General features: G+C 46.1%; 19 protein-coding genes. 12 read left to right on the forward strand and 7 right to left on the reverse strand.

What is annotated here, in order from left to right:
• Positions 1 to 61 precede the first annotated feature (61 nt).
• Positions 62 to 673, reverse strand: a complete 612-nt coding sequence (locus ON006_RS16315) for a YceI family protein (RefSeq protein ID WP_244822856.1) — start codon at positions 671 to 673, stop codon at positions 62 to 64.
• 49 nt (positions 674 to 722) lie between these two features.
• The gene (locus tag ON006_RS16320) at positions 723 to 1,190 is read right to left on the reverse strand and encodes a MarR family winged helix-turn-helix transcriptional regulator (RefSeq protein WP_244822855.1); all 468 of its coding nucleotides are present in this window, start codon (positions 1,188 to 1,190) and stop codon (positions 723 to 725) included.
• A gap of 185 nt (positions 1,191 to 1,375) precedes the next feature.
• Here ON006_RS16320 and ON006_RS16325 point away from each other — a divergent pair, with 185 nt between their 5' ends.
• The 3 genes from ON006_RS16325 (at position 1,376) to ON006_RS16335 (ending at position 4,589) form a co-directional block, all read left to right on the forward strand.
• The gene (locus tag ON006_RS16325; RefSeq protein WP_244822854.1) at positions 1,376 to 1,951 is read left to right on the forward strand and encodes a Maf family protein; all 576 of its coding nucleotides are present in this window, start codon (positions 1,376 to 1,378) and stop codon (positions 1,949 to 1,951) included.
• A 35-nt stretch (positions 1,952 to 1,986) separates the two neighbouring features.
• Complete coding sequence (locus ON006_RS16330) at positions 1,987 to 3,489, forward strand: alpha-amylase family glycosyl hydrolase (protein WP_244822853.1); 1,503 nt, start codon at positions 1,987 to 1,989, stop codon at positions 3,487 to 3,489.
• Positions 3,490 to 3,584: 95 nt separating this feature from the next.
• Positions 3,585 to 4,589: an SMP-30/gluconolactonase/LRE family protein gene (locus ON006_RS16335; protein ID WP_244822852.1), complete on the forward strand. Its 1,005-nt coding sequence runs from the start codon at positions 3,585 to 3,587 to the stop codon at positions 4,587 to 4,589.
• A 6-nt stretch (positions 4,590 to 4,595) separates the two neighbouring features.
• Here ON006_RS16335 and ON006_RS16340 read toward each other — a convergent pair whose 3' ends face one another.
• The gene (locus ON006_RS16340) at positions 4,596 to 5,132 is read right to left on the reverse strand and encodes a hypothetical protein (RefSeq protein WP_244822851.1); all 537 of its coding nucleotides are present in this window, start codon (positions 5,130 to 5,132) and stop codon (positions 4,596 to 4,598) included.
• A gap of 231 nt (positions 5,133 to 5,363) precedes the next feature.
• Here ON006_RS16340 and ON006_RS16345 point away from each other — a divergent pair, with 231 nt between their 5' ends.
• Positions 5,364 to 5,873, forward strand: a complete 510-nt coding sequence (locus tag ON006_RS16345) for a GtrA family protein (RefSeq protein ID WP_244822850.1) — start codon at positions 5,364 to 5,366, stop codon at positions 5,871 to 5,873.
• On the opposite strand, the gene ON006_RS16350 is transcribed toward ON006_RS16345, so the two are convergent.
• The 4 genes from ON006_RS16350 to ON006_RS16365 all read right to left on the reverse strand — a co-directional run bounded on the left by ON006_RS16350 (position 5,870) and on the right by ON006_RS16365 (position 9,320).
• Positions 5,870 to 7,054, reverse strand: coding sequence for an acetyl-CoA C-acyltransferase (locus ON006_RS16350; RefSeq protein WP_244822849.1), 1,185 nt, complete (start codon positions 7,052 to 7,054; stop codon positions 5,870 to 5,872). The two genes, ON006_RS16345 and ON006_RS16350, sit on opposite strands and share 4 nt — an antisense overlap.
• A gap of 45 nt (positions 7,055 to 7,099) precedes the next feature.
• Positions 7,100 to 7,351 (reverse strand): DUF6814 family protein, encoded by a 252-nt coding sequence (locus tag ON006_RS16355; RefSeq protein WP_244822848.1) that lies wholly within the window; start codon positions 7,349 to 7,351, stop codon positions 7,100 to 7,102.
• 27 nt (positions 7,352 to 7,378) lie between these two features.
• Positions 7,379 to 8,914 carry an MFS transporter gene (locus ON006_RS16360; protein WP_244822847.1) on the reverse strand — a complete coding sequence of 512 codons (1,536 nt, stop codon included), beginning with the start codon at positions 8,912 to 8,914 and terminating at the stop codon, positions 7,379 to 7,381.
• A 133-nt stretch (positions 8,915 to 9,047) separates the two neighbouring features.
• On the reverse strand, positions 9,048 to 9,320 hold the full coding sequence (locus ON006_RS16365; protein ID WP_244822846.1) for a hypothetical protein: 273 nt from the start codon (positions 9,318 to 9,320) through the stop codon (positions 9,048 to 9,050).
• A 241-nt stretch (positions 9,321 to 9,561) separates the two neighbouring features.
• Here ON006_RS16365 and ON006_RS16370 point away from each other — a divergent pair, with 241 nt between their 5' ends.
• The 8 genes from ON006_RS16370 to ON006_RS16405 all read left to right on the forward strand — a co-directional run bounded on the left by ON006_RS16370 (position 9,562) and on the right by ON006_RS16405 (position 21,266).
• Positions 9,562 to 10,299 carry a carbohydrate-binding family 9-like protein gene (locus tag ON006_RS16370; RefSeq protein WP_244822845.1) on the forward strand — a complete coding sequence of 246 codons (738 nt, stop codon included), beginning with the start codon at positions 9,562 to 9,564 and terminating at the stop codon, positions 10,297 to 10,299.
• 22 nt (positions 10,300 to 10,321) lie between these two features.
• Positions 10,322 to 11,428, forward strand: coding sequence for a lactonase family protein (locus tag ON006_RS16375; RefSeq protein ID WP_244822844.1), 1,107 nt, complete (start codon positions 10,322 to 10,324; stop codon positions 11,426 to 11,428).
• A gap of 295 nt (positions 11,429 to 11,723) precedes the next feature.
• Positions 11,724 to 12,266 (forward strand): RNA polymerase sigma factor, encoded by a 543-nt coding sequence (locus ON006_RS16380; RefSeq protein ID WP_244822843.1) that lies wholly within the window; start codon positions 11,724 to 11,726, stop codon positions 12,264 to 12,266.
• A 69-nt stretch (positions 12,267 to 12,335) separates the two neighbouring features.
• Positions 12,336 to 13,373, forward strand: a complete 1,038-nt coding sequence (locus ON006_RS16385) for a FecR family protein (RefSeq protein ID WP_244822842.1) — start codon at positions 12,336 to 12,338, stop codon at positions 13,371 to 13,373.
• Between the two features lie 146 nt (positions 13,374 to 13,519).
• Positions 13,520 to 16,978 carry a SusC/RagA family TonB-linked outer membrane protein gene (locus ON006_RS16390; RefSeq protein ID WP_244822841.1) on the forward strand — a complete coding sequence of 1,153 codons (3,459 nt, stop codon included), beginning with the start codon at positions 13,520 to 13,522 and terminating at the stop codon, positions 16,976 to 16,978.
• Between the two features lie 11 nt (positions 16,979 to 16,989).
• Positions 16,990 to 18,567, forward strand: a complete 1,578-nt coding sequence (locus ON006_RS16395; RefSeq protein WP_244822840.1) for a SusD/RagB family nutrient-binding outer membrane lipoprotein — start codon at positions 16,990 to 16,992, stop codon at positions 18,565 to 18,567.
• Between the two features lie 181 nt (positions 18,568 to 18,748).
• Positions 18,749 to 19,969, forward strand: a complete 1,221-nt coding sequence (locus ON006_RS16400; RefSeq protein ID WP_244822839.1) for an aminotransferase class V-fold PLP-dependent enzyme — start codon at positions 18,749 to 18,751, stop codon at positions 19,967 to 19,969.
• A 46-nt stretch (positions 19,970 to 20,015) separates the two neighbouring features.
• The gene (locus ON006_RS16405; protein ID WP_244822838.1) at positions 20,016 to 21,266 is read left to right on the forward strand and encodes an amidohydrolase/deacetylase family metallohydrolase; all 1,251 of its coding nucleotides are present in this window, start codon (positions 20,016 to 20,018) and stop codon (positions 21,264 to 21,266) included.
• The last annotated feature ends 20 nt before the right edge of the window (positions 21,267 to 21,286 follow it).

The following is a 21,286-nucleotide window of genomic DNA, read 5'->3' on the forward strand; positions in this document are numbered from 1 at the left end:
CTTTAAAATATTCAGGTCATACAATGCAGACGGCCGATACCAGGCGACCATCCGCAGTCAATTATTTTGCAGCAACCAATTTCACGTCGATTGAGAAATCGTCATGGATCATTTTGTCACCAAGGTTTTCGAAGAATGATTTCGAGTTATACTTGATGTCATATTTAGAACGGTCAACAACCAGTGTACCAGTTGCTTCTGCACCAGCAGGAGTAGATTTAACAGTTACAGGGAATGTAGCAGGTTTGGTAATTCCTTTGATAGTAAGGTCACCAGTCACTTCGTAAACACCAGCAGATTTTGGAGTAGCTTTTGTTACCACGAAAGTTGCGGTAGGGTGTTTTTCAACCGCGAAGAAATCATCAGATTTCAAGTGGCCGATCAATTTGCCATTGTATTCCTTGTCAGTAAGGTCAGTACAAGTGATGCTTGTCAGGTCGGCAACGAATTTACCACCTGTCAATTTAGCTCCGTCAAGCGTAATAGTTCCTTCTTTCAACGTGATTTTGCCAGTATGCTCGCCGGTTACTTTTTTGCCTAACCAGGTAAGTTCACTTTTAGATGTATTCACTTTCAGGTTGGTAGCTTTTTTACCAGGGACTTCTGCAGAAACTGATGCAGAAACAAACAAAGCGACTGCTAAAGAGGCAACGAAAAATTTCACTAATTTCATTGTAGTTTTCATTTTGAATTAAAATTGATTGTTTATTGGGATTATTGAGTTATTCATTTTCTTTTTCAGATTCCCGAAGCTTGTCCAGCAGCGCACTAATGTGGTCCGCCTCTTCGGGGGTAATGATGTTGAAGCGGTTCTCCCACTCTTCCACATGAGGATCAAGTTCCTCCAGGAGTTTCATCCCTTCTTCCGTGATCACCACATCCACAGCACGTCTGTCGTCGGGACAGGAGGTACGCTTTGCGAGATTTTTAACCAGCAATTTGTCAACCAGCCTCGATGTATTGGAGTTTCTGTCGAGCATTCGCTCAGTAATGTCGCTCACCTTGATCGGATTAAACTGCTGGCCACGCAGGATTCGGAGGACATTGTACTGCTGAGCTGAAATATCGTGCTGCTTGAAAAATTCGTGCTGCTTGTATTCCAGCCAATTGGTGGTATAAACCAGGTTTAAGGCCAATCGTTGGTAAGGGCTCCGAAATTTTTTTTGCTTAATATCAGTTTCAATAGACATAGCCTGTTTAATTTAAATGTAATAATAATGATGTATATACATTTAATGTAGAAACATCTATTGGCGCAGTAGTAGTTCCTGCTTTGAGAAAATATTTCAAAAACTATTTCTTCAAATCCTTCTAAACTGTTGATAGTTAACATTCAATCTATTGATTATCAGCTGTATAAAATATAAAATCTTGCATGATTTCTTTACAAAAAAAACTGATACTTGCCTCCAATTCACCCAGAAGAAAACAGCTTTTGACCGATGCAGGCTTTGAATTTACCGTTGAAGCATTGCCTACCGACGAGTCGTTTCCCGCCACATTGCCCACCGGGGAGGTAGCAGCTTATATATCAAGAGAAAAAGCCGAAGTATTTCAAGGCGTCCGCCCCGAACACCTTATTCTGACTGCCGACACGGTGGTAATCGCTGACCATCAGATCCTTGCGAAGCCAGTAGACCAGGCCGACGCATTCCGAATGCTGCAAATGCTGTCCGGCAGAAGCCACCAGGTGGTTACCGCAGTGAGCCTTTTGGCCGATGATTCCATTCAAACGGTTTCAGATAGTGCCACAGTTTACTTCCGGGAATTGGAAGATTCGGAAATAACCTATTATATTGAGCAGTATAAGCCCTTCGACAAGGCGGGTTCGTACGGAATACAGGAATGGATCGGGATGGTAGGGATCGGAAAAATAGAAGGGTCGTTTTATACCATTATGGGTCTTCCTGTACATATAGTTTACCAGTTGCTAAGGCCTCATTTCAAATAGCGGACGGGCCCCGATAACCCGGCCGCCCCAACCAGATGCTTGCAGACAAGTCAAAATTTATTCCGAGAGTTTGTTATGAAATTTTCGTACGTTCTTTTTGTGATTCAAACGGCGATGGGATCGGTGATCTGAACGGCATCATTTCCAAACTCGATTACTTACAGGACCTTGGCATTGAGGCAATCTGGCTCACACCGGTGCATCCTTCACCCAGCTACCACAAATACGACGTCATCGACTACTGCGCCATTGAACCGGAATTTGGTACAATGGATGATTTCAAAAGGCTTTTGGCCTGCGCCCACTCCCGGGGTATCCAAATTTATCTGGACCTGATCATTAACCATACCAGCACATTGCATCCCTGGTTTTCGGAAGCGCGGAAAAGCCACGAGAATCCTTACCGGGACTTTTACTGGTGGATGACGCCGCCGCAGATAGAGAAACTGGGCATATCCGAGCGTGAGACTTCCGACGACTCGCAGGTAGTGTACCCGTGGCATGAGAACCTGCCGGATACTGAGAAGTACTATGGCCTGTTTTACAAAGGCATGCCCGATCTCAATTACCATTCAGAAGCACTTCGTCGCGAAATTGAGAAAATTGTGCATTTCTGGCTCGTGGAGATAGGCGTGGACGGTTTCCGGCTGGATGCGGCCAGACACATTTATCCTGACTGGGAGAAAGATCTGAGCATTGAATTCTGGGAGTTCTTTTCAAAAGCAATTGAAAAAGCAAAGCCGGATGCATTCACTGTGGCCGAGGTATGGGCTGAAACAGAGGAAGTTGCACCCTATTTCAAATACCTGAACGCTACATTTCACTTTGATCTGAGTTTCGCACTGCAAAGAATCCTGGTCGCCGAGCGCGATGAAGAACTGATAGAAAAGCTGCTTGCGAGTTACCATCTTTTTGAAAAATACAACCCCCTTTTTATCGATGCGATCATGCTCACCAACCACGACCAGGACCGGATCGGGAGTGTGGTGGGCAACTATACCGACAAAATAAAGCTGGCCGCCAGCATACTACTCACTTTACCGGGCCAGCCTTACATTTATTACGGCGAGGAGATCGGAATGCTGGGCACCAAGCCGGATCCTTACATTCGGGAGCCCTTTCTGTGGTCGGAAAACGAGGAAGATGTGGAGCACACTTACTGGATCAATGCCCAGTTTTCGACGCGCCAGCAGGTACTTCCATTGTCAGTTCAGCAACATGACAGCAATTCCGTTTTCAGGCATTACCAAACACTGATTAGCCTTCGGAAGCAAGAACCGGCTCTCAATCAGCTTTTCGCCCCAAACCTACACCGGGTTTGCCTGCACGACGATCAGCTGCTCGCCTACTTCCGGCCACATGTTGATAAATCACTCGTTATCATACACAATTTAAGTTCGGACACAAAGGAAATACTGCTGCCGGACGACAAATCCGACTTCAATAAAATCCTCTTTTCGTGCGATCCATCCCATTCCGGAACCGTCACGCTTATGGAGCTGGCACCTTATACGAGTTTGATCCTTTCGGCAGTTTAGCCCGCAAAATCGTCGGTTTCGGCAAAACAGTAGGTACCCGGCCTATTTTTCTTTAAAGCTTAGTCTACCTTTGGTTTACACTAAACTTTCGCCTCATGAAGTGTAGTTTATTTTTATTGATTTCTATTTTTGCAAATATGGCAATAGCGCAAAAATCCTATCCAACGATGGGAAAGATTATTTACGAAGATCCTGCATTTGAAAAATTGCTTCCCAAAGACTCCAAAATCGAAGTACTGGCTTCCGGTTTCGAATGGTCAGAAGGGCCGGTTTGGGTGAAAGATGGTGAGTATCTCTTATTTTCTGATGTTCCAAAGAACAAAGTCTATAAATGGGAAGAAAAAACGGGTTTGTCCGTTTTTCTCGAACCATCGGGCTATACTGGCCTTGGCGTATACAGTGACGAACCTGGAAGCAACGGACTAATCATTGATAGCAAAGGGCGACTGGTTTCCTGCGAGCACGGCGACCGCCGCATTTCCGCGATGCCATTGAACATCGGAGGGAAAATTACATTGGCTGACAACTACGAAGGCAAACGTTTCAACAGTCCCAATGACGTGGTGGAACATACCAACGGCAGCTACTACTTTACCGATCCGCCTTACGGCTTGATGAAAAAACACGAAGATCCAACACGCGAGCTCCCCTATTTTGGCGTGTACCGGATCGCAAAAGACGGAAAAGTGAGCTTACAGGTCGATAACCTGACGCGGCCGAACGGTCTCGCTTTTTCTCCTGACGGCAAAACTTTATATGTAGCTCAATCCGATCCTGAAAAGGCAATCTGGATGTCGTACCCGCTGGATGCTGATGGAAATGCAGGAAAAGGCACACTCTTGTATGATGCCACTTTCATGCTTAAAAAAGGGTTTAATGGGCTGCCAGATGGATTGAAAATTGACAAAGACGGAAACCTCTGGTCATCAGGTCCAGGTGGAATGATCATCCTCAGCCCCGCAGGCAAATTACTGGGACGGATCGAAATGGGTGAACTGACTTCCAACTGCGCATGGGGAAATGAAGGATCAACGCTTTATATGACAGTCGACGGTTACGTTTGCCGGGTCAAAACCAATACGAAAGGAGCGGGATGGTAGCCTTTGCTACTTCTCGCCAACCCTGCGAACCGATCTCAATGTATTTTCAACTTCCCGTTTCACGACCGGCCAGTTGGTTTTACCATTCCGGTAAATGTTGGTGTATGCCTTATAAAGTACGATCCGGTCATCACTGATTTTGTCGAGTTCGTTGGAAATCACTTGCTTACCCGAGGCTTTGGAGCTTTTGTATTCTTCTAATAACACATTCCAACGGCTTTCCAGAATGTCCAGTTCGTACAATACCACTTCGCCCAGTTTATCCATTTCGGCATACTGGGCTACTAGTTTCTGATTATAGTCAGCGCTGCCATCAAGCCCTGAGACGCCGCTTGTATTACCGGAATTCTCATCCGTGATTTTACCGTAATCCTTTTTATAAGTCCCTGATCCTGAATGGTTATCGCTATACTGATCCGGGCCGGTGTTTGTGGAAGATGTGGTTCCATGCCGTTGATCGTATCTTCTCTGTAATGTTGCCGAACATGACATGGCTATCGCCGCCAGGAAAATAATGCAGCCGAATGTGTATAGCTTTTTCACAGCTTGATCAGGTTAAAAATGAAGCCCCGGCCCCACGCCGAGATTAGGGTTAAAGTAAAAGAATTTACATATCAATTCAAGATAATCTATCAAAATGACAGGTGTCTGCTCCTTTGGAAACTGTTTTTCCATTCAATCAAATTAACATTCCGGTTTTGTTTCAGTATCATTTTCTTTCTAATATTGAGCCTCATTTGATTTATTAGCCGTTTCAAATTAATTATCACGCACGTGGCCGAACAAAAAAAAGGTTCCTTCTTCAATGCCAAAGATTTAATTGCTTATTTTCTTGTTGCAGGCACAGGCGCAGTTATCCAGTTAGTTTCCAGCAGTTTAATTCAGGATTGGTTCGGCATTACGTGGAGTGCTTCCATCTATCCGTCGTACCTCGTAGGTTTGGTATGGGGATTTATTCTGACCAAGCTTTTTGCTTTTAATGCCCGTCAAAGTAATCAGACGAGACGGGAAATGATCAAGTTTTTTATGGTAGCAGCGGTATCCATGTTCGTTACCAAAATCGGGGCTGACGTTTCTTATGAGGTTGTGATCAATTACCTCGGATTCGACATTTACGAGGCTAAATTGCCTTTTGGAAAAAAAGAGGTGAATATTACCGAAATGGTTTGTTACATATTCGGCCAGGGTTGCAGTTTTGTGAGCAACTACATCCTGCATAAATCCTTCACATTCAAAAGCACCGGTTTTTACGACAGGTTGAAGGAGCTGATCAAAGAATCTTAAAGTCTTTCAATAATAACCGCCGAAGCGCCGCCGCCTCCATTACAAATCGCGGCCAGGCCATATTTCCCCTTATTTTTTTCAAGTACCGACAATAATGTCGTGATGATGCGCGCGCCGGATGCTCCCAGCGGATGACCGAGTGAAACCGCACCGCCGAACGCATTTACTTTCTCAACATCAAGGTTAAAAGCTTTGATATAAGCCAGTACCACCACTGCAAACGCCTCATTCACTTCGAAATAATCAATATCTGCAATCGTCAACCCTGCTTTTTGAAGCACCTTTTCAGTAGCGAGAATGGGGGTAGTCGTAAACCAGGCAGGTTCCTGTTCTGCATCGGCATAAGCTACGATTCTCGCGATGGGTTTGAGCGAAGCATTATTCACAAACGCTGAACTTGCCAGTACCAGCGCCGCACCGCCGTCATTAATGGTCGAAGCATTGGCCGCCGTGACAGTACCGTCTTTTGAAAATGCGGGTTTTAAGGAAGGTATCTTCTCGAATTTGACCTTTTTATACTCCTCATCTTCGGCTACCCAGGTTGAATCCCCACCTTTCGGCGACGGGACTTCAACAGGAACCAGTTCATTTGCAAAAAATCCATTGGTAGTAGAGGCTGCACTTCGTTGGTACGACAGGATCGCAAACTCATCCTGCTCTTCTCTGGAAATGGAATATTTCGACGCTGTCCGGTCACCGCAAACGCCCATTCCAATCTGGTCGTAAACGTCGGTTAGCCCGTCTTTCAGCAGTCCATCGATGATCTCACCATTGCCGTAACCGTACCCATTTCTGGCTTTGGGCAGATAGTAGGGAATCTGTGACATACTCTCCATTCCGCCTGCAACTACCACTTCGGCATCGCCCAATTGAATGGCCTGCGCACCAAAAACAACGGCTCTCATGCCCGAGGCGCAAACCTTATTAACCGTCGTACAAATCACAGAAGCAGGCAAACCAGCATAAATAGCGGCCTGACGCGCAGGTGCCTGGCCCACATTCGCAGAAACGACATTGCCCATCAAAACCTCCTGTACGAGTTCCTTGTCGATGCCGCTTTTATCCAAAGCTCCCTGAATAGCAGTAGCTCCCAGCCGGGCAGCATGTACCGTGGAAAGAGTGCCACCGAAACTTCCGATCGGCGTTCGGGCTGCGGATAATATAAAAACTTCGTCTTTCATGTTTTTTGACCATTCCAATGAGATAGTCAAAAATAGAAACTATCCTTACAATTCCGAGGAACTTTCAGGCAGATGTTCATATTCCCCTTTCATCGCATAGTAACCGAATGTTACCAGACCGGCACAGATCGGAATGAAAATCAGGATGATGATCGACCATTGAAGCGTGGTATTAGTCCGGGCGATGCCCTCAGCCGAATGGGCGATTTTGTCGGCGGCTTGCAGGAATAAAAACAAGATGATGACAGGTCCCAAAATCATCCAGACCACACCTAATATTTTCTTTAAACTATTCATATTTTCTATTTTTAAGATCTGAAATAATTAGTCCATTACATTGTTATCCAACCTGTTATCAATGTAAACAGCACCGATAATGAAGGAAAGCGCTGCAATTCCGATCGGATACCAAAGACCCGAAAGTGGTGTGGAGCCCGGAAACGAAGCGACCAAAGTTGCGATAAACGGTACCAGCCCGCCAAACACACCATTGCCAATGTGATAAGGCAGCGACATGGAAGTGTACCGGATCTGGGTCGGGAAAAGCTCCACCAAAAACGCCGCGATCGGCCCGTACACCATAGTAACGAGCACTACCTGGAAAAACACGAGAAAAATGATCATGATATAGCCACTTCCCGAAAGCGTCACATCCTTGATCACTACTTGCGGCTCCGGCATCGGCGCCAGTACATCTTCGGGGATGATTACCACATGAGATTCTTTGAATGTCATTCCGTTTTCCAACGTTTTGGAAACAGTGGTCGTGATCAGCGAATCCAGCTTTCCTTTCACCAGTCCTCGTTCTACCTCAGGTTGTGAGGCCGTTTTCAGTTGTGTTTTCTGAAACTCCTTTACATTGGTGGCATCAATAAAGTACTGATAAATAGGTCGGTAGCAGATCACACCGAGCAGCATTCCGGTCAGCATGATCCATTTCCGGCCCACTTTATCACTCCAAGATCCGAAAATCACGAAGAATGGTGTCGCAAATAAGATCGCCCAAAGGAGAATATAACGTGATTCGTTGAAGTCAAGCTTACAGGTATTTTCTAAAAAAGACTGCGCATAAAATTGGCCAGTGTACCACACAACACCCTGCCCCATCGTCGCTCCGAACAATGCGAGCAGTACCATTTTGAAATTGGCTTTCTTCTGAAAACTCTCCTTCAATGGATTCGCTGACACTTTACCTTCGGCTTTCAGTTTGGTAAAAACCGGGGACTCGTGCATTTTCATACGAATGTAAATGGACACCCCTACCAGTAAAATCGAGACCAGGAAAGGAATACGCCAGCCCCAGTCGGCAAATTTATCCGCGCCCAACAGGTTTTTAGTCAACACGATAACTCCCAGTGAAAGAAAGAGCCCAAGCGTAGCGGTAGTCTGGATCCAGCTTGTGAAAAACCCGCGTTTACCTACCGGCGCGTGTTCTGCAACGTAGGTTGCTGCCCCCCCGTACTCGCCTCCAAGCGCGAGCCCCTGTACGAGACGCAGGATCAAAACGAGGATCGGTGCCGCATAGCCAATGCTGGAATATGAAGGTATCAGCCCGATCAGAAAAGTGGAGCCGCCCATCAGCACAAGGGTAAGCAAAAATGTATATTTCCGGCCGATCAGGTCACCGAGACGGCCAAACACCAATGCCCCGAATGGACGCACGATAAAGCCGGCCGCAAAAATCGCCAATGTGTTAATTAACGCTGATGCACCGGCATCGCTCGGGAAAAGCTGTTGGCCAATGACGACGGCAAGGCTGCCAAAAATGTAGAAATCATACCATTCAATGAGAGTACCTAAGGATGAAGCGGCGATTACCTGCGTAATGCTTTGGGTAACATTTTTGTCGGTGGAACGCATGGGTTTGTGAAAGGTGAGGAATAAACAATTTAGCTGAATAAGACACAACTAGCATTTCATTACTCATTCCAAAAAATAAAAAGCCCTCAGGCTCTGTTCTGAGGGCTTTTTACCGGCGATTAATCCCAAAAAATTACATGTCTTCATCGTCATCCGCGTCGATGATCTCATCTCCGTCCTCAATCACTACCTCACGATCCTCTACATCATCATCGTCGAATTCATCCACGACTGTATCGCCGGTCAGGTCTTCGTCTTCCTCATCATCATTGTCGCCTATCAGATCCGGGTCCTCCGCAACGGGACGGGTGGTTTGGGTATTTTCCGGGTAATCCGGAAAAACCGGCGGCTCTATGATGGGTTTGCTGGTATCAGCAATAGCTGGTTCTCCTCTTTCTCGTATCATGACATTTCAAGTTAAATGGTTTGTCAAAAAAAGTGTTTGCGCAGCATTCGTTAAATAATTATTCCAATGGCCTGATTTCATGTCATTCAAAAGATTCTGACGATAATCGTTAACACATCCCTAATCATTTGGTAAAATCTAAAAACCTAATGAAATTGCCTGCCCATCCACAACCACACCTGACTACAAATGACCACACTTTACTTTACCTGATTTTTTTCCTGTCCTAACCCTTTCATTCATGTTACAAAAAATTGCGCTCCTGTTCCTGGTGATGGCCGGAATCATGAACAGCTGCTATGCGTTTACCGGGAATCCGGACTCTTCCCTGGTCATCAAGAAAACGACAGACTTCCAGGTAAACGGGGAAGGTACTGCGCCTAACTGGTCGGCTACACAATGGTTTGATATTACCGTTCAGAAAGGCCCGAACCAGCCAGCGCCCGGCAAAGCATTCCCTACTAAGGTCAAGATCATGTATTCCGACAAAGGCGTCTACTTTCTTTTCGACTGTACCGATCAGCGGCTCACGTCCACCATTATGGAAGATTTCGGCGCATTGTTCAAAGAAGATGTGGTGGAAGTATTCCTCTGGCCGGACACTACCGTCCCCATTTACCTGGAATACGAAGTCTCACCACTCAATTACGAGCTACCGATACTGGTGCCCAACATGAATGGCAAGGCACAAGGCTGGAAACCATGGCATTATGACGACCGAAACAGGGTTCAGCACGCCACCAGTGCACAAGGTGGGCAGAAAAAAAGCATGGCGGCAGTGGAAGGCTGGAAAGCTGAATTTTTTATTCCCTACGTGTTAATGAACCCGATCGTGCCGTCCATTCCCAAATCGGGCACAAAATGGCGCGGCAACTTTTACCGCATCGACTACGATTCTGAAACCGCTTACTATTCCTGGCAAAAAACCGGCGGCAGTTTCCACGAATTCAAAAAGTTCGGCACATTAATTTTTGAATAACAACCATTTCAATGAGTAAACCATGAAACAAACCATTCTTACATTTGTCTGCTTACTGACCGCAATCATGACTTTTGCACAAACATCCAAAACCAAAGAAATCTTATACATAGGCACTTACACGCAAAAAGGTGAGGGCATATATGTATACGAGTTCGACCGTAGTGATTACTCATTCAAGGAATTACAGGTAATCACAAGTAAAACCAGCCCGTCATTTCTGGAATTTCATCCGAACAAAAAGTATTTGTACGCTGCCAATGAAGGCAACAATACGGTATCAGCCTACGCCATCGACCCGGCAACCGCGAAACTAACTGCATTGAACGCGCAACCTTCATTAGGTAAAGGTCCTTGCCACGTCAGTGTAGACCCAAAAGGACGTTTTTTATATGTTTCCAACTACGGCAGCGGGCAGCTGGGTGTGTATCTGCTGAATGCTGACGGTACCATCGGCGCGGCCGCAGACTCCATCCAGGACAAAGGAAATCCTTCACAAAAACCTCATATGCACTCTGTTATCCCGTCAGCAGATGGTAAATTCATTTACGCGTCTGACCTGGGTATTGACAAGATCATGGTGTACTCGGTAGACCAAAAAACGGGCAAGCTGACACCTGGTGCAGTACCTTATGCAGAAGTGAAAGCAGGCGATGGCCCGCGCCATTTTGCGATCCATCCTAATGGTAACTTCGGCTACTCCGCTTGCGAACTTGCTTCCGTTGTCAATTCATTTTCAATCGTGAAAGGCTCCGGCGCATTGGTCCCGTTGGAGCGCGTGACCATGCTTCCGGGTGATTTTACAGGAAAAAGCTATGCGGCAGACATTCATTTTTCGCCGGACGGCAAATTCCTTTACGCCTCCAACCGCGGTCACGAAAGCCTTGCTATTTACGGAGTTAATGCCAAAACGGGTAAGCTGACGGTGGCAGGACATGCCGAAACGCACGGCAAGCATCCACGTAATTTTTTAGTAGATCAAAAAGGAGAATTTGTGATCGCTACGAACCGTGACAACGACAATGTCGTGTTTTTTAAGAGAAATAGTTCGACAGGACAATTGACTTATACCGGGAAAGAAATCAGCATACCTACACCGGTTTGCGTAAAACAGCTTTTCCTGAACTAACCCAGTTCGAGGTTAAACAAAGAACATTCAATTCGATAACCATTGAAATGACCGTCTGAGACAATCATTTCAATGGTTATTACTTTATACAATCCATTCTTCTCGCTCAGAAACCGGTTACACAATTCTTCTTCATATTCAAAATAACACCAAATAAAATATTACTATTTTAATTTTTTGCGAAAAATTAGTCTGCATTCAAATCAAAATCGTAATATTGCCAAATCACTCCCGGCATCTGATCACATTGAACCATTCACAGGAATTACCGATACCATTTTAGCAATAGCAGTTTATGATTAACGGCCAGGATGACCTACTTCTCATTTCGCTGATCAAACAGGGAAACAACCGCGCGCTGGACAGTCTTTTCCGAAAATACTATTATTCATTGTGTCGTTTTGCTACTTACCTGAGCAATCGTACAGATCTCGCCGAGGAAATCGTAGCCGATGTATTTTTCAGGATTTGGGAAAAAAGAGAAACCATTACCGTTGAAAAAAACGTTCGTTCCTACCTGTTTACGGCCACCCGGCACACCTGTATCAACTACATGAAGCAGGAAAAGCACATCATGGAGGAATTGAGTGAAGATCTGGTGGAAGAAACCCCCGGCCCGGACGATGAGCTGATGTACCACGAACTTGAATCCCGCATTACCGATCTGATCAATTTCCTGCCCCAAAAAAGAAAAGCCATTTTTCAACTGAACCGCTTCGAAGGTTTCACCTACAACGAAATTGCAGAAATCCTTTCCCTTTCGTCCAAAACGATAGAAAATCAAATGGGTAAGGCCATCAAGCAACTGAAACTTCTGCAAAAAACTTATCAGATCTAAAAAATATTCTGACAGGATGGGGGTACCCCTATTTTTTATTTGTCCTAACATTAGCAAGCACCCAATTTGATGTCCGATCACACACCATGGCCCCTGATCGCCAAATATTTAGCAGGCGAATGTAGTCCGGAAGAAAAACTGGCTATGGAATGGTGGCTTGAAAATTACGATAACCACCAGCTGTTCAAGCAGATACAGTCAGCCTGGCAGAATGAACAAGAACCGGCACCCGAACCCGAATTCAATGCAGAAAGCGGGCTGGCCCGACTTAATTCACTGATTTCAGAGGCTGACAGCAGCGCCGACGAACCTGTTGAAAAACGATTTAACTATTTCAAAATCAGCTCCTGGATGGCCGCAGCCAGCGTGGCTGTACTGATAGGGCTGGGTTATTTCTTTGTCAATAAAAACAATGAAAAGAAAACGCTTACCCGGCTTGACTACAGTGAAAAAGTGAGTGGAAAAGACGAAATCGTAAAGCTCGTGTTACCCGACGGGTCGGAAGTATGGTTGAACAAAAACAGTAAGATCGCTTATCCAAAAGCATTTGAAGCAGACCAAAGAGAGGTTTATCTGGAAGGAGAGGCATTTTTTGAAGTAGTACCCAATCCTTCCAAGCCATTTATAGTGCACAGCGATAAAGTTTCGACACGAGTACTGGGGACTTCATTCAATGTGAAAGCGTACAAAGGCGATGAGCTGGCATCGGTGTCGGTAGCGACGGGAAAAGTAGAGGTAAGCAAGGAGATCGAAAGGGGAACGTCCATCCGGATCACCCAGCTGACACCTCAACAGGAACTGGTAATCAACACCGAAAAAGACGAAACGTATATCGATATCGTTAGCACGTTCGACATTGGTGGCTGGCGGAGAGATCCGCTGGTTTTCAGAAACAATACGTATACCGAAGTGATCGCCAGTTTGGAAAAGCAATATAATGTCACGATTGACCTGAAAAACAAGAATCTCAGTCAATGCAGGGTAATGGCCAGCTTTAATGAGGGTGCAAACCTGAAAAGCGTTTTAGAATTGTTAAGCATCTCCAATTCATTCCGTTACACGATCGACGGAAGCCAGGTCACGATCCTGGGCGGTGTGTGCAGATAACGTAGCAACCAAAAATGTATGATATATCCGCCACGTGGCTAACTACCCGACGGCCGGAACGTGTAAATGGCAATTTACCGGACAGACGTAGTATGTAATTCCTAGTCCCTTAGTTCAATTTAACCTTTCTATTATTACTCAATCTTATGACACAATTGTTACCCACACAACCGCCACATGTCGTCAGCCGGCAGTGGCAATTCATTACGCTGATGATCGCATTACTGCTGATCGTCCGGCCTGTTTTCGCGATGGAACCCGGTTCGGTACAAAGTATTGAGGAAGTGAAAATTTCGCTTTTCCTGAAAGATGCCAGCCTGCAGAAAGCATTTATCGCCATTGAAAAAAAGAGTGATTTCAAGTTTGTAACGAGCATTGAGCGCATCGATAAGAAGAAAAAAGTCTCTGTATCGATTGAAAACAAAACGGTAAAAGAGGTACTGGAAACAATACTGGCAGGTACCGGATTGGGATACACGCAGGTCAACAACAACATCATCATCAACAACAAACCCGTTTCCCGGGCAACTTCTGTAGAAAAAGTCGAGGCACCAGCTGCTGCCCAGACATTGGCTAAGGAAGTTGCAGGAACCGTGAAGGATATCAAAGGTGCCGGGATTCCGGGTACCAATATCCTGGTGAAAGGAACGACCGTTGGAACCAGCACTAATACCGACGGAAAGTACGCTATTAATGTAGCTGACGACAATTCGGTACTGATTTTTTCTTCGATCGGTTACATCAGCCAGGAGATTAATGTAGGAAGCCGCACGTCGATCGACATTGTTTTGCAGGAGGATGTTAAAATATTGGGTGAAGTGGTCGTTACCGCCCTGGGTATCGAAAAAGATGCGAAAAGTGTGACCTACGCGCAGCAGAATGTGGGTGGCGAGGAGCTTACAAGAGTGAAGGACCCGAACATGATCAATTCCCTGGCGGGTAAGGCTGCGGGTGTGGTGATTACCAAAGGTACAGGCGGCCCCGGTTCTTCCTCCAAAGTGCTTTTGCGTGGTAACAAATCCATTACCGGCAACAACCAGCCATTGTATGTGATCGACGGTATCCCGATGAATGCAGCCAACAGCGCGCAGGGAACCACATTGTTTGACACAAGGGATGCGGGTGACGCGATCTCCAACCTGAACCCGGAAGACATTGAAAACATCAGTATCCTCAAAGGTGCCTCTGCTGCGGCCTTGTACGGAAGCCAGGCGGCCAATGGTGTGATATTGGTTACCACCAAAAAAGGCCGCAAAGGATTTTCATCGATCAATTTCTCTTCCAGTGCCAATTTCGAGAACCCGATCGCATTGCCGCAGGTACAAACTACCTATGGACAAGGCTACGGCGGTGTTGCCAATACAGCTGTAAACGATAGCTGGGGGCCAAAAATCACCAACGGCAGCGATAAGCATTTGAAGGATTTTTTTGAAACCGGCAAGACATTCGTAAACAGCCTTTCCATTACCAATGGTAACGATATCGGCCAGTTTTATGTGTCCTATGCCAATACCAAGGCCAATGGTATCGTACCTGAGAATGATTACAAAAGACATAACATTAACCTGCGCGGCACAACTCAGTTGTTCAACAACAAACTTTCGCTCGACGCTTCTGTGAATTATATCGAACAAAAAGTTTACAATCGTCCGCAAGCCGGATTCTATTTCAGCCCTATTTTCAGTCTTTATCTGTTCCCTACCGGAGATGATTTTTCCAAATACAGCGGCAACAATTACCAGAAGTGGGACTCCAACCGCCTGATGAATGTACAGAACTGGCCTTACATTAAAAACGAAGCCAGCTCCAACCAGAACCCTTACTGGCTGGCTAACAAGAACCAGACTGATCAGTTCAGAAGCAGGACGATATACGCCATGTCTGCGAAATGGGCGCTCACCGACTGGCTGAATTTGCAGGGACGCGCTACTTACGACAAGGTTCAGGACAGCTTTGAACTTCGCCAATATGCTTCCTCCGATGCGACATTGGTGGGTAGTAATGGTGGTTATCGTAAAAACCTGACCAATACCGACCAACTGTATTCCGACATTTTGCTGAGCGGGACCAAAACTTTCGGAAAAGACCTGTTCCTATCCGCTACCCTCGGTTTCAGCAATACGCAGAATACTTTTTACGACCTGAATGTGGGAAATAATGGTGCAACAAACACATTGTCGTACCCTAACTACTTCTCGGTGTACGCTTTGCAGAGTCAGACCGGTCAGGGATTTTTTAATGCAACTGAAAGTCTTCAAAAGAGATTATCGCAGGCATTTTTCGGAACTGCCACGGTGGGTTATAAAGAAACAGTGTTCCTGGACGTGACCGCGAGAAAAGAATGGTCGTCCACTGTGAACCAGTCTTTCTTCTACCCGTCCGTCGGTTTGTCCTACGTTTTGACAGAAAACCTGAAACCGAGCGATATCCTGTCATTTGCCAAAGTACGGGCATCGTATGCAGAAGTAGGTAATGCGCTGCCATTTGGTTTTGCCAACTGGACGCCTCCATACACACTTTCCAATGATGAGAACGTGAACGGACGCAGTAACCTGCCATTCTTCAACGGAAATGATACATTGAACCTGAAACCTGAAAGAACCCGCTCTTATGAGATCGGTACAGAGCTGAAATTGTTCAAAAATAAGTTGAACGTAAATTTCACTTACTACAATGCTACTACTTACGACCAGGTTTTCCAGATCCTGGCCCCTCCTGGATCGGGCGCTACGAACTTCTACATCAATGGAGGTACCATCCGCAACAAGGGATTTGAGTCGACGATCAGCTATAATGCAGAACTGGGCGAAGGTATCAGCTGGACGCCGGGGCTTAATTTTTCAAGAAACGTAAATCAGATCAGGGAGCTCAGCAACTTATTGACATCCAACTGGTTTGTACTTCAAGCGAGTGGAAGTACCAGGATGCTGCAGCTGTTTTTGACAAAACCGGGCATTCCTAATTTGGGCGGTCGCGAGTACGGTTCCTACGGTGATATGTTTGGTAAAACATACCAGAGGGACGAGAATGGCAACATTAAGTACAATGAAACCACTGGCTTGCCATTACTTTCCGCCGGAACAGACCAGTATCTCGGCAACGCAAACCCTAAATTCCTGATGGGCTTCAATAACCAGTTCAAATACAAAAACGCAACACTTTCCTTCCTGGTTGACGGACGCTTCGGAGGCAAAATCGCGTCGATGACCGAACAATGGCTGGATTTCAAAGGCATTTCCAAAAGATCAGGTGATGCCCGCGACGCCGGTGGTGTGATGGTGAATGGCAAACAGATCGCTGCCGAAACCTACTACAACTTTATCTCGGGTAAAGGTGATGTTGCCGCGGCAGCCGAAGAATACATGTTCAGCGCTACCAATGTGCGTCTGAGAGAACTGGCGCTGGGTTATACATTTCCGAAAGTTTCCAAAGCGATTAAAGATATCAGCGTGTCATTCATTAGCAGAAACCTTTTCTTCTTCTATAAAGACGCGCCGTTTGACCCCGAAGTGAGCATTACCACTGCCAACAGCATGCAGGGAATCGAAGGATTTAGCATTCCTGCCACCCGTTCTTATGGTTTTACCGTTCGTGCAACCTTCTAACTATCATTCCAATGAAATTTTTCCTCGATAAACATAAATTCAGCGTGCTGGCATTGGGCTGCCTGCTTTCCGTAGCCACCTCTTGTACAGACTATATGCAGACCCTGAACCAGGACGACAAACTGATCACTGACGAAGACCTGGTGCAGGACGCAAACGAAGGCGGAATATTACTTCCCCTGATGATGAACCGCATCGTGGCTACCACTACCGCGGTACAAACCCAGCAAAATTTGCAGGCAGAATCATTTGCAGGCTACCTGGAAACCCCTACCCCGTTCCTGAACAATGAAAATACGACTACGTACTTCATGGTGGACGGCTGGAACAACACTGCATGGAATACATCCACCCAGAACGTGATGGACCAATGGCTGCAAATGTGGAAAAAAGGTTACGAAACCAAATATCCTGATTTGTACGCCATTGCCCTGATCATCAAGGTAACCGCCGCGCATCGCCTCGTGGATACATTCGGGCCTTATCCTTATACCAAATACGGAACCTCCGCACAGGTAACATTCGACTCAGAAGAAGAAGCGTACACTGCTTTTTTTGCAGATCTCGACAAAGCCGTGACTGCATTGAAAGCCGCAGAAACCGCCAACCCGAATGCAGACAAGGCTCGTTTCCTCAAATGGGACAAGTCTTCATTATTGGGAGAATATACGAGCTGGATCAAACTGGCCAACACCATCAAATTGCGCCTGGCTATCCGTATTTCAAAAGTAAAACCTGCCCAGGCGAAAACAGAAGCAGAAAAAGCAGTGGACCCAGCCAATGGCGGCTTGCTGACAGACGTTGGTTTTTCCATTGTACCAACGACTACCAATCCATATTATACCATGGCCAATGCATGGTCGGACACGCGCATGTCGGCGGCGGTTGAGACATTCCTCAAAGGATTTGCAGATCCTCGTTTGCCGGTTTATGCCGTGGCTGCCACTGATCCTGATGTAGTCGGGCAGATCAAAGGTATCCGCGCTGGTTCCGAACGTCCGGCCAAAACCAGGTACCAGTTTTATTCTCTACCCAATGTAACGACTACTGCTCCCGTGAAGCAGGTGGATGTGGCCGAAAGCTATTTTTTGAAAGCCGAAGGCGCACTGCGAGGATGGAATATGGGCGGAACCGCTCAGTACTTTTATGAAGAAGGCATCAAGGCCTCTTTCAAAGCGAATGGCGCGAGCGGTGTTGAAGGATATCTGACCGGTACTTCCACTCAGATTCCTTACGTCGACCCCAAAAATACAGCCAACAATGCTCCGGCCATGACGCAGATCACTGTAAAATGGAATGAGGCCGATAACTTCGAAACCAAGCTGGAACGCATCATAACCCAGAAATGGATCGCATTGTATCCCGAAGGAACGGAAGCCTGGTCGGAGTTCAGAAGAACGGGTTACCCGAAACTGTACCCGGTGGCGGTGACCAAAAATCCGGATTTGCCAGCAGGCACATTCATCAAACGTTTGACCTACCCTTCTGCCGTGACGAACTCAGGCGGGGAAGCAGTGAAAGCCGCAGTAGCTGCTTACCTGGGTGGGAAAGACAGCGCCGCGACACCGATCTGGTGGGATATAGATTGATACGGAATAAAAAGCCTTCAAAATCAACAATGACCAAACTTTATTTTTTAAATTTCGAGTATTAAAAAAAATAATCTTAGCAAACAGAGTATTGGTAGATATTTCCTGCATCCTTTCTCTGTTATTCAGTCAAAGTTATTTTGAAAAGCCTTTATCTCATTTACTAAGCCCTGTAACCGTTATGATAAACCGTAGAGATTTAATCAAGCATTTATCCACATTTCCCCTCATCGGAGGTTTCTTGGGACAAAGCGGCCTTGAACCGGCCAGCTTTGTCGCCAAACTTCCCGTCAGGAACCTGGCCAAAGAACTAGGCATCCGTACTTTTATTAATGCCGCGGGTACCTACACGATGATGACCGGATCGCTCATGCAGGACGAAGTGGTCGAAACGATTCAGGGGGCTGCCAAAGATTTTATGATGCTGGATGAAGTCCAGACCAAAGTTGGAGAAAAAATCGCGGCACTTACCCATGCAGAAGCTGCTGTCGTTACCGCAGGTTGTTTTTCAGCATTGACATTGGGACTTGCAGGCGTGCTGACCGGGATGGACCAGAAAAAAGTGGAAGCATTACCGCATTTGGAAGGTACCGGCATGAAATCGGAAGTTATTATCCAGAAAGGACATAATATCGGTTACTCGCATGCATTGACCAATACGGGTTGTAAAATCATCCAGGTGGAGACGCTGGAAGAACTTGAAAAAGCGATCAATGAAAAAACTGCCATGCTTTGGTTCCTTAACATTCAGTCCGACAAAGGGCAGGTAATGCATGAGAAGTTTGTTGAAATCGGCAAAAAGAACGGCATACCTACCATGATCGACATGGCTGCTGACGTTCCGCCGGTAGAAAACCTCTGGAAATTCAATGACATGGGTTTTGACCTGGTTTGTGTTTCAGGAGGAAAAGCCATGCGCGGACCTCAGAGCGCTGGAATTTTGATGGGTAAAAAACACCTGATCGACGCTGCAAGACTGAGCATGCCTCCCCGCGGATCGACGATCGGTCGTGGTATGAAAGTGAACAAGGAAGAAATCCTGGGCATGTATGTCGCGCTGGACAACTTCGTTAAAATGGACCACAAAAAAGAATGGAAGACCTGGGAAGACCGCATTAATCACATTGCTAATGCAGCCAAAAGTGTGAACGGCGTGACCACCAATGTGACGGTTCCGGAATTGGGTAACCACACGCCTACGTTAAAAGTGTCGTGGGACCCTGCGAAAGTAAGCATTGCGGTGAAAGTATTGCAAGAGAATTTACGCAAGGGAAACCCGTCGATTGAAATTATGCCAGCGGAAAATAATTCCCTGACTATCACTGCCTGGATGCTCAAATCGGGCGAGGAGAAAATTGTAGCGTCCAGATTGAAAGAAGAACTGTCGAAAGCAGTAGTTTAAATATGTACAGTAGAATGCTATTCCTAAGCCCTACTTTTTCTTAAAAATGAGACACAAGTTTATCGCTATCCTTCTTCTGGTGTGTTTGCAATGTTTTGTTTCAAATGCGCAAACTTATAGTGTACTGATCAAAGGCGGAACGGTCATTGACCCTAAGAATAACCTCAACCAGGTCATGGATGTGGGCATATTCGAAGGGAAGATCAAAAAGGTTGCCAGGGACATTGATCCGAAGGAAGCCCGCCAGGTCGTGGACGCCAAAGGGATGTACGTCACACCGGGACTGATCGATATCCATGGACATGTGTTTTTCGGCACCGAGCCAAACCATTACCTGAGTAATGGTTTGGTCGCGTTGCCACCCGACGGCTTCACTTTCCGCGTAGGCGTTACCACCATTGTGGACGCAGGCGGCGCCGGCTGGGATTCTTTCTCCGAATTCAAAAAGAACGTGATTTTCAATTCCAAAACGCGGGTACTATCATTCCTCAACATTGTGGGTGAAGGTATGCGCGGAGGCAATTACGAGCAGGACACCAGTGATATGAACCCCGACCTGGCTGCGGGAGTTGCCATTAAAAACAAAAATGACATAGTCGGTTTCAAAGTCGCGCATTTTATCGGCAATGATTGGAAACCGGTTGACAATGCTGTAAAAGCTGGTAAACTGGCCAATATGCCGGTTATGATTGATTTTGGAGGAAATAACCCTCCGCTTCCGCTCGAAGAACTGTTTATGAAACACCTTCGTCCGGGCGACATTTTTACACACGCATATACATTACTCGAAGGCAATGTACGCGAAACGATCGTGGACGAATCGACTCAGAAAGTAAAACCATTCGTTTACGAGGCACGGAAAAAAGGGATCATTTTTGATGTAGGCTATGGCGGGGCGAGTTTCAATTATTCACAGGCTATTCCGGCGATCAAAGCAGGATTTTATCCCAATACCATCAGCACCGACCTCCACACGGGCAGTATGAATGGCTCGATGAAGGATATGCTGAGCATTATGTCTAAGTTTTACGTCATGGGTATGGACCTTCCGTCAGTGATCAAGGCCAGTACCTGGGCTCCGGCACAGGTTATTCACCGCGAAAATCTGGGCCATATTTCTGAAAACGCAATAGCAGATGTTGCCATTTTTTCAATGAGAAAAGGCAACTTCGGTTTTTATGACAAGACCGGATATAAAATGGAAGGTAAGGAAAAACTGGAATGTGAAATGACGATTATGGGGGGCAAGATTGTGTATGATTTAAATGGAATTGCGAAGCCGATATATTTGAAATGAGCTGTCGGCTTTCGGCTATC

Source organism: Dyadobacter pollutisoli, assembly GCF_026625565.1.
Taxonomy (GTDB): domain Bacteria; phylum Bacteroidota; class Bacteroidia; order Cytophagales; family Spirosomataceae; genus Dyadobacter; species Dyadobacter pollutisoli.